At 58.5% G+C, this 12,954-nt stretch carries 13 protein-coding genes; 7 read left to right on the top strand and 6 right to left on the bottom strand.

All coding sequences use genetic code 11. The features are described from left to right. The first annotated feature begins 99 nt into the window (after positions 1-99). Genes ACLH1U_RS00785 through cmoB form a run of 5 tightly spaced genes read left to right on the top strand, consistent with a single transcriptional unit; the run spans position 100 to position 3,713 of the window. Positions 100-666, top strand: coding sequence for a hydrolase (locus ACLH1U_RS00785; protein WP_032453393.1), 567 nt, complete (start codon positions 100-102; stop codon positions 664-666). Next, positions 663-1,481, top strand: coding sequence for a DUF72 domain-containing protein (locus tag ACLH1U_RS00780; protein ID WP_032453394.1), 819 nt, complete (start codon positions 663-665; stop codon positions 1,479-1,481). The genes ACLH1U_RS00785 and ACLH1U_RS00780 overlap by 4 nt, the downstream gene beginning before the upstream one ends. Positions 1,482-1,533: 52 nt before the next feature. Then, positions 1,534-1,929, top strand: coding sequence for an MAPEG family protein (locus ACLH1U_RS00775; RefSeq protein ID WP_008804243.1), 396 nt, complete (start codon positions 1,534-1,536; stop codon positions 1,927-1,929). 39 nt (positions 1,930-1,968) lie between these two features. Further along, positions 1,969-2,712 carry a carboxy-S-adenosyl-L-methionine synthase CmoA gene (cmoA, locus tag ACLH1U_RS00770; protein ID WP_004203422.1) on the top strand — a complete coding sequence of 248 codons (744 nt, stop codon included), beginning with the start codon at positions 1,969-1,971 and terminating at the stop codon, positions 2,710-2,712. Then, positions 2,709-3,713 (top strand): tRNA 5-methoxyuridine(34)/uridine 5-oxyacetic acid(34) synthase CmoB, encoded by a 1,005-nt coding sequence (cmoB, locus tag ACLH1U_RS00765; RefSeq protein ID WP_023290258.1) that lies wholly within the window; start codon positions 2,709-2,711, stop codon positions 3,711-3,713. The genes cmoA and cmoB overlap by 4 nt, the downstream gene beginning before the upstream one ends. Before the next feature lie 80 nt (positions 3,714-3,793). On the opposite strand, the gene cutC is transcribed toward cmoB, so the two are convergent. Next, the gene (gene cutC, locus ACLH1U_RS00760) at positions 3,794-4,537 is read right to left on the bottom strand and encodes a copper homeostasis protein CutC (protein ID WP_411298992.1); all 744 of its coding nucleotides are present in this window, start codon (positions 4,535-4,537) and stop codon (positions 3,794-3,796) included. Positions 4,538-4,613: 76 nt separating this feature from the next. Then, positions 4,614-5,183, bottom strand: coding sequence for a VOC family protein (locus ACLH1U_RS00755; protein WP_023290260.1), 570 nt, complete (start codon positions 5,181-5,183; stop codon positions 4,614-4,616). Positions 5,184-5,419: 236 nt separating this feature from the next. Between ACLH1U_RS00755 and argS the strand changes: the two genes are divergently transcribed. After that, a complete protein-coding gene (gene argS, locus ACLH1U_RS00750) occupies positions 5,420-7,153 on the top strand; it encodes an arginine--tRNA ligase (protein WP_004203428.1) in 1,734 nt (577 codons plus the stop codon). A 60-nt stretch (positions 7,154-7,213) separates the two neighbouring features. Here the strand turns inward: argS and ACLH1U_RS00745 are convergent, their stop codons facing one another. Continuing rightward, complete coding sequence (locus ACLH1U_RS00745) at positions 7,214-8,353, bottom strand: glycoside hydrolase family 105 protein (protein WP_048336026.1); 1,140 nt, start codon at positions 8,351-8,353, stop codon at positions 7,214-7,216. A 4-nt stretch (positions 8,354-8,357) separates the two neighbouring features. Continuing rightward, positions 8,358-9,941 carry an MFS transporter gene (locus tag ACLH1U_RS00740; RefSeq protein WP_048297823.1) on the bottom strand — a complete coding sequence of 528 codons (1,584 nt, stop codon included), beginning with the start codon at positions 9,939-9,941 and terminating at the stop codon, positions 8,358-8,360. A gap of 356 nt (positions 9,942-10,297) precedes the next feature. Here ACLH1U_RS00740 and uspC point away from each other — a divergent pair, with 356 nt between their 5' ends. Next, a complete protein-coding gene (gene uspC, locus ACLH1U_RS00735; protein ID WP_004203433.1) occupies positions 10,298-10,726 on the top strand; it encodes a universal stress protein UspC in 429 nt (142 codons plus the stop codon). Positions 10,727-10,749: 23 nt separating this feature from the next. Here uspC and otsA read toward each other — a convergent pair whose 3' ends face one another. Then, positions 10,750-12,174: an alpha,alpha-trehalose-phosphate synthase gene (gene otsA / locus ACLH1U_RS00730; protein WP_032453397.1), complete on the bottom strand. Its 1,425-nt coding sequence runs from the start codon at positions 12,172-12,174 to the stop codon at positions 10,750-10,752. Beyond that, positions 12,149-12,937 (bottom strand): trehalose-phosphatase, encoded by a 789-nt coding sequence (gene otsB, locus ACLH1U_RS00725; RefSeq protein ID WP_023290265.1) that lies wholly within the window; start codon positions 12,935-12,937, stop codon positions 12,149-12,151. The genes otsA and otsB overlap by 26 nt, the downstream gene beginning before the upstream one ends. Between the last annotated feature and the right edge of the window lie 17 nt (positions 12,938-12,954).

Below are 12,954 nucleotides of genomic sequence, written 5' to 3'. Positions count from 1 at the left end.
ACGTCCACACTCACATAAATTAACAAAATTTGTTACCCTTTTGCTGAAGCCGCAAAGGTATTGTAGCCGCCTGACAACAGATGAAGATACGGGGATACCATGTTAGAACTCAATGCGAAAAACACGGCGCTGGTGGTGATCGATCTGCAGGAAGGCATTTTGCCTTTTGCCGGCGGCCCACATCGGGCTGACGAGGTGGTGGCGCGCGCCGCCCGCCTGGCAGACAAGTGCCGACAACAGGGTTCGCCGGTCATCATGGTCCGCGTCGGCTGGTCGGCCGATTTCGCCGAAGCGCTGAAACAGCCTGTCGACGCGCAGGCCGGGGCGCATACGCTGCCTGAGAACTGGTGGACCTATCCGGCCACGCTGGGTAAGCAGGAGAGCGATATCGAAGTGACCAAACGCCAGTGGGGCGCGTTCTATGGCACCGACCTTGAGCTTCAGCTGCGTCGCCGCGGTATCGACACCATTATTCTCTGCGGCATCGCCACCAACATCGGCGTCGAATCCACCGCCCGCAACGCCTGGGAGCTGGGTTTTAACCTGGTCATTGCCGAAGATGCCTGCAGCGCCGCCTCCGCCGAGCAGCATCAGGGCAGCATGACGCATATTTTCCCGCGCATCGGCCGCGTGCGCAGCACCGAGGAGATCCTCGCCGCGTTATGATTTATATTGGGCTTCCCCAGTGGTCGCACCCGAAATGGGTGCGCCTTGGCATCACCAGCCTTGAAGAGTACGCCCGCCACTTCAATTGCGTCGAGGGCAACACCACCCTGTATGCGCTACCGAAGCCGGAGATTGTCGCCCGCTGGTACGAGCAGACCCACGATAACTTCCGCTTCTGCTTTAAATTTCCGGCGACTATCTCGCACCAGGCCACCCTGCGCCACTGCGACGATTTAAGCCGTGAATTCTTCACCCGCCTGGCGCCGCTGGCCTCGCGCATCGGCCAGTACTGGCTGCAGCTGCCGGCGACCTTCGGCCCTCGCGATCTCCCGGCGCTATGGCATTTTCTCGACGCACTGCCGAAGGATTTCACCTACGGCGTCGAAGTTCGTCACCCCGAGTTCTTCGCCAAAGGGGAAGCGGAACAGCAGCTCAACCGCGGGCTGCACCAGCGCAACGTCAACCGCGTGATCCTCGACAGCCGCCCGGTCCATAGCGCCGCGGCCACCAGTCCGGCGATGATCGACGCGCAACAAAAGAAACCGAAGGTGCCGGTGCATGCGGTGATGACCGCCCGGCAGCCAATGGTGCGCTTTATCGGCGGCGACGATATGGCCCATAACCGGGAACTGTTTCGCGTCTGGCTGCAGACGCTGCCAAAATGGCATCAGTCAGGGACGCCGTGGCTGTTTCTGCATACCCCCGATATTGCCTACGCGCCGGCGCTGGTCGATACCCTGTGGGGCGATCTGCGCGCCGCCCTGCCGGCGGCAGGAAATGCGCCGTCGATTCCGCAGCAATCTTCTCTTTTCTGATATCCTGCTATCATATCCGGAGCCATCTGCCAGAGTTAAAGGGAGTTTTCGTATGGTCAGCGCGCTGTATGCCGTTTTAGGTGCGTTATTGTTAGTGAAGTTCTCATTTGACGTGGTGCGTTTGCGCACCCAATACCATGTAGGCTACGGCGACGGCGGCTTCAGCGAGCTGCAGGTCGCCATCCGCGTTCACGGCAATGCCGTCGAATATGTGCCGATTGGCCTCATTTTACTGTTATTTATGGAGATGAACGGCGCCCAGACCTGGATGGTGCACGTTTGCGGCATTTTATTGATCGTCGGACGACTGATGCACTCCTGGGGTTTTCATCACCGCGTCTACCACTGGCGCCGCTCCGGCATGAGCGCCACCTGGTGCGCGTTGTTGCTGATGGTGCTGGCCAATCTCTGGTATATGCCCTGGGAGTTGGTTTTCTCCCTCCGTTAGCGCACAATACGCCGTTTTCGTTTTTTCGGGTTTAACGTTATGTCTCACCGCGATACGCTTTTTTCCGCGCCGATTGCCAGCCTCGGCGACTGGACCTTTGATGAACGGGTTGCTGAAGTCTTCCCCGATATGATCCAGCGTTCTGTGCCTGGCTACTCCAATATCATCTCGATGATCGGCATGCTGGCCGAGCGCTTCGTTCAGCCCCACACCCAGGTTTACGATCTTGGCTGTTCGCTGGGCGCCGCCACCCTCTCCGTGCGCCGCAATATTAGCCATCCGGGATGTCGCATTATCGCCATCGACAACTCCCCGGCGATGGTGGAGCGCTGCCGTCGCCATATTGACGCCTATAAAGCGCCGACGCCGGTCGAGGTGATTGAAGGGGATATCCGCGATGTGGCCATTGAAAACGCCTCGCTGGTGATCCTGAACTTTACCATTCAGTTCCTTGAGCCGGGCGATCGTCAGGCGATCCTGAATAAAGTCTATCAGGGGCTGAATCCCGGCGGCGCGCTGGTGCTATCGGAGAAATTCAGCTTCGAAGACGCCCACGTCGGTGAGCTGCTGTTCAATATGCATCATGACTTTAAGCGCGCGAACGGCTACAGCGAGCTGGAGATTAGCCAGAAACGCAGCATGCTGGAAAACGTGATGCTGACCGACTCTGTGGAAACCCATAAAAAACGCCTGCGTCAGGCGGGGTTCGAACATGCTGAACTGTGGTTCCAGTGCTTTAACTTTGGCTCGCTGGTGGCAGTAAAATCCGGGGAGCAGGCATGATCGACTTCAGTAACTTTTATCAGCTGATCGCCAAAAGCCCGCTGTCTCACTGGCTGGAGACGCTGCCTGCCCAGGTAGCCGCCTGGCAGCGCGAGGCCCTGCACGGCAAGTTTCGCGAATGGGAGCGCGCCGTTGAGTTTCTTCCGGAATTAACGCCCTGGCGTCTGGACCTCCTGCACAGCGTCACCGCCGAAAGCGAAACGCCGCTCAGCGAAGGCCATCGGCTGCGGGTAGAAAACCTGCTTAAAAACCTGATGCCATGGCGCAAAGGCCCTTATTCGCTGTACGGCATCAACATCGATACCGAATGGCGCTCCGACTGGAAATGGGAGCGCGTCCTGCCGCATCTGTCCGATCTTAGCGGACGGACCATCCTCGACGTGGGCTGCGGCAGCGGCTATCACATGTGGCGGATGATCGGCGCGGGCGCGCATCTGGCGGTCGGCATCGATCCCACCCAGCTGTTCCTGTGCCAGTTTGAAGCAGTGCGTAAGCTGCTTGGCAACGACCAGCGGGCGCATCTCCTGCCGCTGGGCATCGAGCAGCTCCCGGCGCTGGAGGCCTTTGACACCGTGTTCTCGATGGGCGTGCTCTACCATCGCCGCTCGCCGCTGGACCACCTGTGGCAGCTGAAAGATCAGCTGGCGCCGGGTGGCGAGCTGGTACTGGAGACGCTGGTGGTCGAAGGCGATGAAAATACGGTGCTGGTTCCGGGCGACCGCTATGCGCAGATGCGCAACGTCTATTTTATTCCCTCCGCGGCGGCCCTGAAAATGTGGCTGGAGAAGTGCGGGTTTATCGATGTGCGCATCGTCGACGCCTGCGTCACCTCGACGGAAGAGCAGCGGCGCACCGAATGGATGACCAGCGAATCGCTGGCCGATTTCCTCGACCCACAGGATCAGCGCAAAACCGTGGAAGGCTATCCGGCGCCGCTGCGCGCGGTGATTATCGCCACCAAACCGGAAACGCAGCAGTCGCTGGCGAAGAAAGCGAGATAAAAAAAGGCCCCTGTTTAATGGGCAGGGGCCTGGTACGGGCAATCATCATATTGGGCGACATGATGTGCAGCAAAAACCGTTTAACTTCTGTCAGCGGAAATTATCTTTTTCATCTCCGCCACCGCTGCGCCATTGACGGCGTAGCGTCTGTATTCGTCCGCATCGGGATCGGCTGACATCGAAACGCCTGGATGACGAAAGCGCATTTCCGATGGCAACCACTGGCCTGCAGAGCTATGAACCTCTTTCACCCCCGCCTGCAGAAACAGCGGCAGGTTCGCGGCGCGCACTCCCGCACCGGCCATAATGATTGGAGTATCCCCTGCGGCAATAAGTTCCGTAATTAATGAAATACCTTTCTCCGCCGAGGATTGCTGACCGGAAGTCAGGATACGTTTAACCCCCAGCTCACCCAGCGTCTCCCAGGCCTGACGCGGGTCGGCGCACAGATCGAACGCGCGATGAAAGGTCACCGCCAGCGGCCCGGCCGCGGCCATTATTTTTTTCATCCGCGGGATATCGACCTGACCATCGGCATTCAGCACGCCGGTCACCAGCCCGGGAAAGCCGAGCTCCCGCACCTTGCGGATATCGCCAAGCATCGCGGCGAACTCCTCTTCGGTGTAGCAGAAATCGCCGCCGCGCGGGCGGATAATCGGATGCACCGGGAGGGTAATCGCCTCGCGGACCGAGACCAGCACCCCGTAAGAGGGTGTTAGTCCCCCTTCCTGCGGCGCGGCGCAGAGTTCAATACGATCGGCGCCGCAGCGCTCAGCCTCCCGGGCGCACGCCATGCTGTAACAACAAACTTCCAGTACCGCCATTGCTCACTCCCTGATCCAGACAACCTTCTCAGCATGTCATGATTTCACGCGGCAGACGCCGCGCGGCTTCACACTGTTATGTATCGGCTTGCTCGCTGGCGACGATTTGTTCAATAGACCATGGGTGAAATTTGACCGTCACGCTGCCGTCGGTGACCGCCAGGGTGGGATTCGGCAGACGCTCATGTTCCCCTTTCGGCGAGCTGGTTTTGACGACGATCCCCGGCTGGCTGAGTCCGTCATCGGCCAGCAGCGCCAGAGCGCGGGCATTTAAGGTAGCCGGATCGCCGGGCAGGACAATTTCAATATGCTCCCAGCCTTCATGGGGATAACGCTTTTCACCCGGCCACGGCAGCTCAACGATATGAAAGCGCCAGTGCGCCACGCAGACCGGCTCCGCCAGTTTAAACAAGCAGATAGGCCGACCGTTGATCATATTCTCCGACAGCAGGGTTCCGCACTGCGCCAGCCCACTGCGCCAGCGCTCCGCGGTGGCGTTCTGATGACAGCGCAGGGAGATATGGTCGGCGTCGAGTCCGCCGATCTCCAGTCCCAGTCGCGCAGCGAAGCGCTGTAGCGCATCGGAAAATCGCGGGAGATCCGCCGTAATATCGGCCAGTTGTTCAATCTGCTGCCAGTTCGCCATGGGTTTGCTCGTCACTTATGTTCATCAATAATAAAAAGGCTAATCTACCGTGTTTTAGGCCGCGGACCAACCGCCACCCTGCCGCTGCGTGACCGACCGACGATGGATTGCCCATGCCGCCGCGCCGCGCGCGATGCTGACGGACGGGGACAAATGCAGTATACTCCCGCCCTAATTTGTCCACATTCCGGCGCCGCCTCCCTCGGGGGCTGGCGCATTACACGTAAGGTATTCCGGTGAATATTCAGGCTCTTCTCTCAGAAAAAGTCAGCCAGGCCCTGATCGCGGCAGGCGCGCCTGCCGATTGCGAACCTCAGGTCCGCCAGTCAGCAAAAGTTCAGTTCGGTGACTATCAGGCCAACGGCGTGATGGCTGTCGCCAAAAAACTGGGCATGGCGCCGCGACAACTTGCAGAGCAGGTACTGTCTCATCTTGACCTCAACGGCATTGCCAGCAAGGTTGAAATCGCCGGGCCGGGCTTTATCAATATTTTCCTCGACCCCGCGTTCCTGGCGGACAACGTCAACCGCGCGCTGCAGTCAGAACGCCTGGGCGTCGCCACGCCGCAGGTACAGACCATCGTCGTCGACTACTCGGCGCCAAACGTGGCGAAAGAGATGCACGTCGGCCATCTGCGTTCGACCATCATTGGCGATGCCTCGGTCCGTACCCTGGAGTTCCTGGGCCATAAGGTGATCCGCGCCAACCACGTCGGCGACTGGGGCACCCAGTTCGGCATGCTGATCGCGTATCTGGAAAAACAGCAGCAGGAAAACGCCGGCGAGATGGCCCTGGCCGACCTCGAAGGTTTTTATCGCGAAGCGAAAAAACACTACGACGAAGACGAAGCCTTCGCCGAGCGCGCGCGCAGCTACGTGGTTAAGCTGCAGGGCGGCGATGAGTACTTCCTGCAGATGTGGCGTAAGCTGGTGGACATCACCATGTCGCAGAACCAGATCACCTACGATCGCCTGAATGTGACGCTGACCCGCGATGACGTGATGGGCGAAAGCCTGTACAACCCGATGCTGCCGGGGATCGTCGCCGATCTGAAAGCCAAAGGGCTGGCCGTGGAGAGCGAAGGCGCCACCGTGGTGTTCCTTGATGAGTATAAAAACAAGGAAGGCGAACCGATGGGCGTCATCATCCAGAAAAAGGATGGCGGCTACCTCTATACCACTACCGATATCGCCTGTGCGAAGTATCGCTATGAAACACTGCACGCCGACCGCGTGCTCTACTACATCGACTCCCGTCAGCACCAGCACCTGATGCAGGCGTGGACCATCGTGCGTAAAGCAGGCTATGTGCCGGACTCCGTGCCGCTGGAACACCATATGTTCGGCATGATGCTGGGTAAAGACGGCAAGCCGTTTAAAACCCGCGCCGGCGGCACCGTGAAGCTGGCGGATCTGCTGGACGAAGCGCTGGAGCGCGCGCGTCGCCTGGTGGCCGAGAAGAACCCGGAGATGTCCGCTGATGAGCTGGAAAATCTGGCGAAAGTGGTGGGTATCGGCGCGGTGAAATACGCCGACCTGTCGAAAAACCGCACCACCGACTACGTTTTCGACTGGGATAATATGCTGGCGTTCGAAGGCAACACCGCGCCGTATATGCAGTATGCCTATACCCGCGTGCTCTCCGTGTTCCGCAAAGCCGGCATTGACGAAAACGCCCTCACCGACGCGCCGGTGGTGATTGCGGAAGATCGCGAAGCCCAGCTGGCCGCGCGCCTGCTGCAGTTTGAAGAGACCCTCTCCGTGGTCGCTCGCGAAGGGACGCCGCACGTGATGTGCGCCTACCTCTACGATCTGGCGGGCCTGTTCTCCGGTTTCTACGAGCACTGCCCGATCCTCAGCGCGGAAAGCGAAGCGACCCGCAACAGCCGCCTGAAGCTGGCGCTGCTGACGGCGAAAACCCTCAAGCTGGGTCTCGATACCCTCGGTATCGAAACCGTCGAGCGTATGTAAAACCAACCCGGCGAAAGCCGGGTTAGTTTTTTCAGGCGCCGCGCCTGCGGGGTCTCCTGCTCAGAAATACTTGCGCAGATACTCGGTCAGACAGAGGATCGCCATCGCCTGGCCGTAGGGCATCGAGGTGAGCGGGATCTGGCGATAGAAATCAAGGTCTGACCCCATTCCGGTGCCAAAGGAAGTCTGCAGCAGCTCCCCCTGCGGCGAAATATTCTGCACAATTCCGCGAATCGCTTTTTCAGCCACCCCGGCATAGTGCTGCCCGACATATCGCTTGCGCACCGCTTTGAGTATGCCGTAGGCAAAGCCGGCGGTCGCCGAGGCCTCTGGATAAGAGTGCGGGTCGTCCAGCAGGGTATGCCACAGGCCGCTGTCGTCCTGACATTTCGCTAAGGCGGCAATTTGCGCGTTCAGCACCTCGGTCAGATAGCGCCGTACCGCATTCCCTTCCGGGAGATCCACTAACTCAAGAAAATCCGGGATCACCATAGTGAGCCAGCTGTTGCCCCGCGCCCAGCGCGCCCGGGCAAAATTATGCCGACCGTCATAGCTCCAGCCGTGAAACCACAGCCCGGTTTCCCGGTCCATCAGGTTCTGCACGTGGAGCAGGAACTGATAGGTCGCCTCCTCCACATACTGCGGACGGTGAAGCAGCTTGCCAATTTTGGCTAACGGCAACACGGTCATCATCAGGGTGTCATCCCACATTTGCTGGTGGTTTTCTTCCGCCAGGGTGATGTGCTGCATGCCGCCCTGCTCGGTACGAGGCATCTCATACATTGCCCACTCCGCCCAGCTCTCCAGCCACGGCAGATACGCCTTACATCCGGTCTCTTCAAAGCGATAGGCCAGGGTCAGGAACGGCGCCATAGTGTTGACGTTTTTGGTCGTTGCCCCCTCGGCGAAACGGTCGGCAAACCAGCGGTCAATAATATCGCGCATCTCGAGATCGCCGGTTTGCTGATAATACTGATAGATGCCATACAGCCCGACGCCGTGGGTCCACTCCCAGCCGGCCCAGCCTTTGGTATCAATAACGCGCCCGTCATCCAGGCGCAGTAAAAATTGCCCGCTCTCATCCTTAATATTCACCAGGTTTTGCGTCACGTTGCGGATGAGCGCCTGCAGTTCGCTACGGGCGATAAAACGCTCAGGCTGACAGAGTAATGGGCTATGTTTTACCGGCCAAACTTTCATGTTGTTAACCTCGGGTATATGTCGAATTCAAAGCGCCGCCCTGGGTGAGCGCCGGGGCAGCAGGTTTATGACGATTCAGGTAGCCAATATTGTTATTTCCCCACAGGCAGTCGTAGGGCATCCCCGCCAGCATCTCGACGACCGCGCGGTGTTCCGCACTGGTCAGTTCCGGCTGGGCGTGACCGCTTTCGCGCATTCTTAGGGTTTCGCTGCGCAGGACGCTGTGGGTATGCAGATTGAGTTTGAAGCGCAGCGAAACGAGGAAGCCGCAGGCTAAGACCACCAGCGTGCCGACGCTGAGGATCAGCAAAATGGTATGGCTGACCCCTTCAGGCTGTATTTTTTGCCCGGAGACAAACCCCGACAGCTGCATGATGATGCCCACCAGCATCACCGCCCCCGCCTGCGAGGCTTTGCGGGTCAGCGTCATGATGCCGGCAAAAATTCCTTCGCGGCGCTGGCCGGTGATCGCCTCGTCGACGTCGGCAATATAGGTATAGGTATTCCACGGTACGTAGTTAATCCCGCCGCGTCCCAGTCCGGCGACAGCAGAGATGAGCAGCAGTAAGGAATAGACGTCGCTCAGTCCGGCGTAATAGAGCAGCGCATAGGAGAGCGAGCTCAGGCCAAAGAGGACCACCACCATGCGGTACGACGGCGCGGGGCCAAAGCGAATGCACAGCGGGATCATGGCGATCACGGCGATAAACTGGAAAATCGCCATCGTCCCCAGCAGATTCGAGGCGACAGAGGCCTCCTGCATCAGAACAAAGACCACGTAATAGGTGAACACGGCATTGAAGACGTCCTGGGCGATATAGCCCCCCAGATACATGCCGAGGTGCTGGCGGAAAATTTTTATCCGCAGCGTGGAGCTCAGCTCAATCACCAGGCGATTGAGGCTCTGGGCGAGGGTTAAGTTCTGTTTTTCCGCTTCCGCCCGCAGCGCCGCCTCTGACCAGGCCTCACGCGGCCGCTCCCAGGTGAAACACCAGACGAAGGTCAGCATCACCGCGCACAGGACCGAGAACACCAGACTGGCATAAAAGAACGAGCTGGCATTGTCTTTGCCGAGCCAGGTAAGAAGGATCCCCGGCAGAAAGGAGGCTAAAATCGCCGACATTTGCGCCATTGAGATGCGCGCGCCGGAGAATTTGGTTTTCTGTTTAAAGTCATCGGTCATCTCCGGCACCAGCGTCTCGTAGGGCACCAGAATCATGGTGTAGACCATATCAAACAGCAGATAGGTGAGCAGGTAGTACCAGAAACCCATCTCGCCAACCCACATCGCCGAGTAGCTGAATACGCACGGGATGCCGAGCAGAATAAAGAATTTTCTGCGGCCGAAGCGCTTGCCGAGCCAGGTGGTGCCGAAGTTATCGGTGAGAAAGCCCATCAGCGGGCTCACCACCGCATCCAGTACGCGGGCGGAAGCGAATATCAGCGTGGCTTCTATCGGAGAGAGTCCGCAGAAGGTGGTGTAAAAGTAGAGCAGCCATGCGGCGGTTAGCGCCGTGGTGCCGGCGCCGAGAAAATCGCCCGCGCCGTAGGCCAGGTAGTTAGCCAGTCCAATCTTTCGTGTTTTCATCGCCGTGATCCTGTGTCTTTTTTTAAGAGAACGCCGACAATCTTTCCGGATTTGCCACCGGAAGGGAGTGGGTACCTGGCTACACTAAAAGCAGCGAAACGAGGTTACCTTTGTGCTTTTGCCACGTAACCGCCGCCGGTGGCAAAATGACAAAGAGATGACGTCTTCACTTCACTCATTTATAAAACGCTATTTCTTTTAAATCAAAAGACAGGTTCACCATTGTGATCTAGCCGGAAAAACACCGACTGGCGAAGAGGCTCGCAAATCCCGGGATCGGCCCTTGCGCAGCCGGGTAAACAGGAGTAAAGAAAGAAGGAAAGAAAGGGTTATTCCGCGTATCTCAAGGAGGCCAGATGCCTTATTCACATCTGCTGGTTGCCGTCGCGCCAACGCCGGAGAGTCAGGTATTAATTAAAAAAGCGGTGTCGATTGCCCGGCCCGTGAACGCGAAAGTGAGCTTTATCACCCTCGCCACGGATCCGGAGCTGTATAACCAGTTCGCTGCGCCGATGATGGAAAATCTGCGCGAGGTGATGCAGGAAGAGACGCGTGATTTTCTCAACGAGCTGGCGCGTCACGCGGACTACCCGATAGAGAAAATGACCATCGCCTGCGGCGAACTGGGCCATCATATTAAGGACTTCTGCCGGTCGCACCAGGTCGATCTGGTGATCTGCGGCAATCATAACCATTCCCTTTTTTCGCGCGCCACCTGCTCGGCGAAAAATATCGTCGGCAGCTGCGGCGTCGATGTCCTGCTGGTTTCCCTTGAAAAGGGCTAACGCCGGTTAGCCCTTTTCCTGAACTAGGCCAGTTTAGGGAACGTGGCTATCTTCCCCCGCAGGCGGCTCTCCTCACTGCGCGGTGAAATATGCTGCAGATCGTCGACAAAGCGCGCCTGCCAGTTATGAATATCATTTTCTCTGATCACGTCCAGCATCGCAGAATGACGGGCAATACGTTCCGCCAGCGGCATGCTAAGGGCGCGATCCAGCGCGGCGGCAACCTCGTCGCGATCGTAGGGGTTGACGATCAGGGCGCTGGTCAGCTCCTGCGCCGCACCAGCAAACTGCGACAGGACCAGTACGCCAGGGTTATCCGGATCCTGCGCCGCCACGTATTCCTTCGCCACCAGGTTCATACCATCGCGCAGGGGCGTCACCAGGCCGACGTCAGAGTAGCGGAAGACCTTCATCAGCAGCTTACGATCAAAATGCTGGTTCAGGTAGTAGAGCGGGGTCCAGCCAAGCTGGCCAAACTGGCCATTGATGCGCCCGGATGCAGTTTCCAGCTGGTGGCGGATATCCTGATAGGCCTGCACATCGCCGCGGGAGGTCGGTGCGATCTGGGTATAACGGATCTTACCGTGATGCTGAGGATACTTTTCGAGCAGCGTCTCATAGGCGAGGAACCGCTCCGGCAACCCTTTCGAGTAGTCAAGCCGCTCCACCGAGAAGATATTCTTCACGTTTTTGAGCTCGTTTTTCAGCTGGACCAGCTTCGGCGGCAGCGGACCTTTGGCGTTGCGCGTAATCTCGTCCGGATCGATCCCTATCGGATAAACCTCAGTGCTGAACGCCTTACCCCACGCCTGATAGCGTTTGTCTCCGAGGTCGGAGAGTCGGGTCTGCATGGCAATGCTGTCAAGAAACGCGGTTCTGTCGCTTTCAGTCTGGAAGCCCAGCAGGTCGTAATCGCACAGTTGTTCCAGCAGCTCAGCGTGCGGCGGTAGCGCGTTAAAAATCTCCGGCGTCGGGAACGGAATATGCAAAAAGAAGCCGATCCGGTTGTTGACCCCACGCTTGCGCAGTTCGCTGGCGAAGGGCAGCAGATGGTAATCATGGATCCACAGCGTATCGTCTGGCTCGATCAGCGGCAGAAGCTTGTCCGCCAGCATGGCATTGACTCGCTGATATCCCTCCCAGGCTTCGCGCTGGAAGCTGACCAGATCAAGACGATAATGGAAGGCCGGCCACAGCACGGCATTAGAGAACTGGTTGTAGTATTCGTCATGGTCACGTTCATTAAGGTTGAACGACGCCCATGAAATATTTCCGCGGGAGACCTGCTTCAGCGGTTGCTGGTCATCGCCAATTTCGCCGCTCCAGCCAAACCACAGACCCCCTGCCGCTTTCAGTGCCCCCAGGATGCCGACGGCCAGACCGCCAGCGCTCGATTTTTTATCGTCCGGTAAGGCGATACGGTTAGAGACTACGACTAAACGACTCATGGTCATCCCTCCTTTCGGTTTGCGCGTCATACGCCAGATGTTGCAACCACGTCCTTACGGCGGCGGCATCCGCCAACCGCCAGTGCGCCTGGGTTTCCCCGGCGCCCACTTTTATCGACATTCCCTGCAGTTGATTAACCACGCTGAATCCCGCTTCGTCGGTCAAATCATCGCCGACAAAAACCGGTTCGCGACCGGCAAACGGCGCTTCCTGCATGAAGGCGGTGATCGCCTCCCCTTTGTTGACACCGCGGGGTTTAATCTCCACTACGCACTTGCCAAGCTGTAGCGCCAGCAGCGGGTAGCGCTGAACGATGCGCTGCGCCAGCTCCAGCACCGCGCTCTGCTGCTGCGGCGCCTGGCGGTAGTGGAGCGCGAAGGCCATCTCTTTACTCTCCAGCTCGCACCCGGGGAGCGCCTGCAACGCCGAGGTCAGCTCAGCCGCGATTTCATCGCGCAGAGCCGACGGCAGAGAGACAATATAGGTTTTACCATTGATATCACGGCGTTCAGCCCCGTGAACACCGGCCAGCGGTAGCCGCCAGGGATGGGTGAGCGCGTCAAGTTCAGACATTGAGCGCCCTGAAATCAATGCCACCGCCCCGCCCTGCTGCCGGGCCAGCGCGTTGAGCGCCTGCAGCGTGTTGTCGGGTATCACCACCTGATCGGGGTGCGGCTGGATATCGGCAAGAGTACCGTCGAGGTCAAAGAAAAAAGCGTAGTTTCCGGTTAGCGCAGGCGGTACAGATATCTGGTTATCCACCCTGTTTCCTCCTTATC

The sequence above is a fragment of the Klebsiella sp. 1SOBk5mer genome, from assembly GCF_046603115.1.
Classification (GTDB): domain Bacteria; phylum Pseudomonadota; class Gammaproteobacteria; order Enterobacterales; family Enterobacteriaceae; genus Klebsiella; species Klebsiella quasipneumoniae.
Note: the sequence above shows the minus strand (reverse complement) of the source record. Positions and strands in the feature narration are given on the sequence as shown.

What these genes read in the sequence shown, in the direction of transcription:
- ACLH1U_RS00775 (WP_008804243.1), top strand. Translation starts at nt 1,534, where the DNA reads ATGGTCAGCGCGCTGTATGCCGTTTTAGGTGCGTTATTGTTAGTGAAG.
- ACLH1U_RS00785 (WP_032453393.1), top strand. Translation starts at nt 100, where the DNA reads ATGTTAGAACTCAATGCGAAAAACACGGCGCTGGTGGTGATCGATCTG.
- cutC (WP_411298992.1), bottom strand. Translation starts at nt 4,537, where the DNA reads ATGGCGGTACTGGAAGTTTGTTGTTACAGCATGGCGTGCGCCCGGGAG.
- uspC (WP_004203433.1), top strand. Translation starts at nt 10,298, where the DNA reads ATGCCTTATTCACATCTGCTGGTTGCCGTCGCGCCAACGCCGGAGAGT.
- cmoB (WP_023290258.1), top strand. Translation starts at nt 2,709, where the DNA reads ATGATCGACTTCAGTAACTTTTATCAGCTGATCGCCAAAAGCCCGCTG.
- ACLH1U_RS00745 (WP_048336026.1), bottom strand. Translation starts at nt 8,353, where the DNA reads ATGAAAGTTTGGCCGGTAAAACATAGCCCATTACTCTGTCAGCCTGAG.
- ACLH1U_RS00755 (WP_023290260.1), bottom strand. Translation starts at nt 5,183, where the DNA reads ATGGCGAACTGGCAGCAGATTGAACAACTGGCCGATATTACGGCGGAT.
- otsA (WP_032453397.1), bottom strand. Translation starts at nt 12,174, where the DNA reads ATGAGTCGTTTAGTCGTAGTCTCTAACCGTATCGCCTTACCGGACGAT.
- ACLH1U_RS00780 (WP_032453394.1), top strand. Translation starts at nt 663, where the DNA reads ATGATTTATATTGGGCTTCCCCAGTGGTCGCACCCGAAATGGGTGCGC.
- cmoA (WP_004203422.1), top strand. Translation starts at nt 1,969, where the DNA reads ATGTCTCACCGCGATACGCTTTTTTCCGCGCCGATTGCCAGCCTCGGC.
- ACLH1U_RS00740 (WP_048297823.1), bottom strand. Translation starts at nt 9,941, where the DNA reads ATGAAAACACGAAAGATTGGACTGGCTAACTACCTGGCCTACGGCGCG.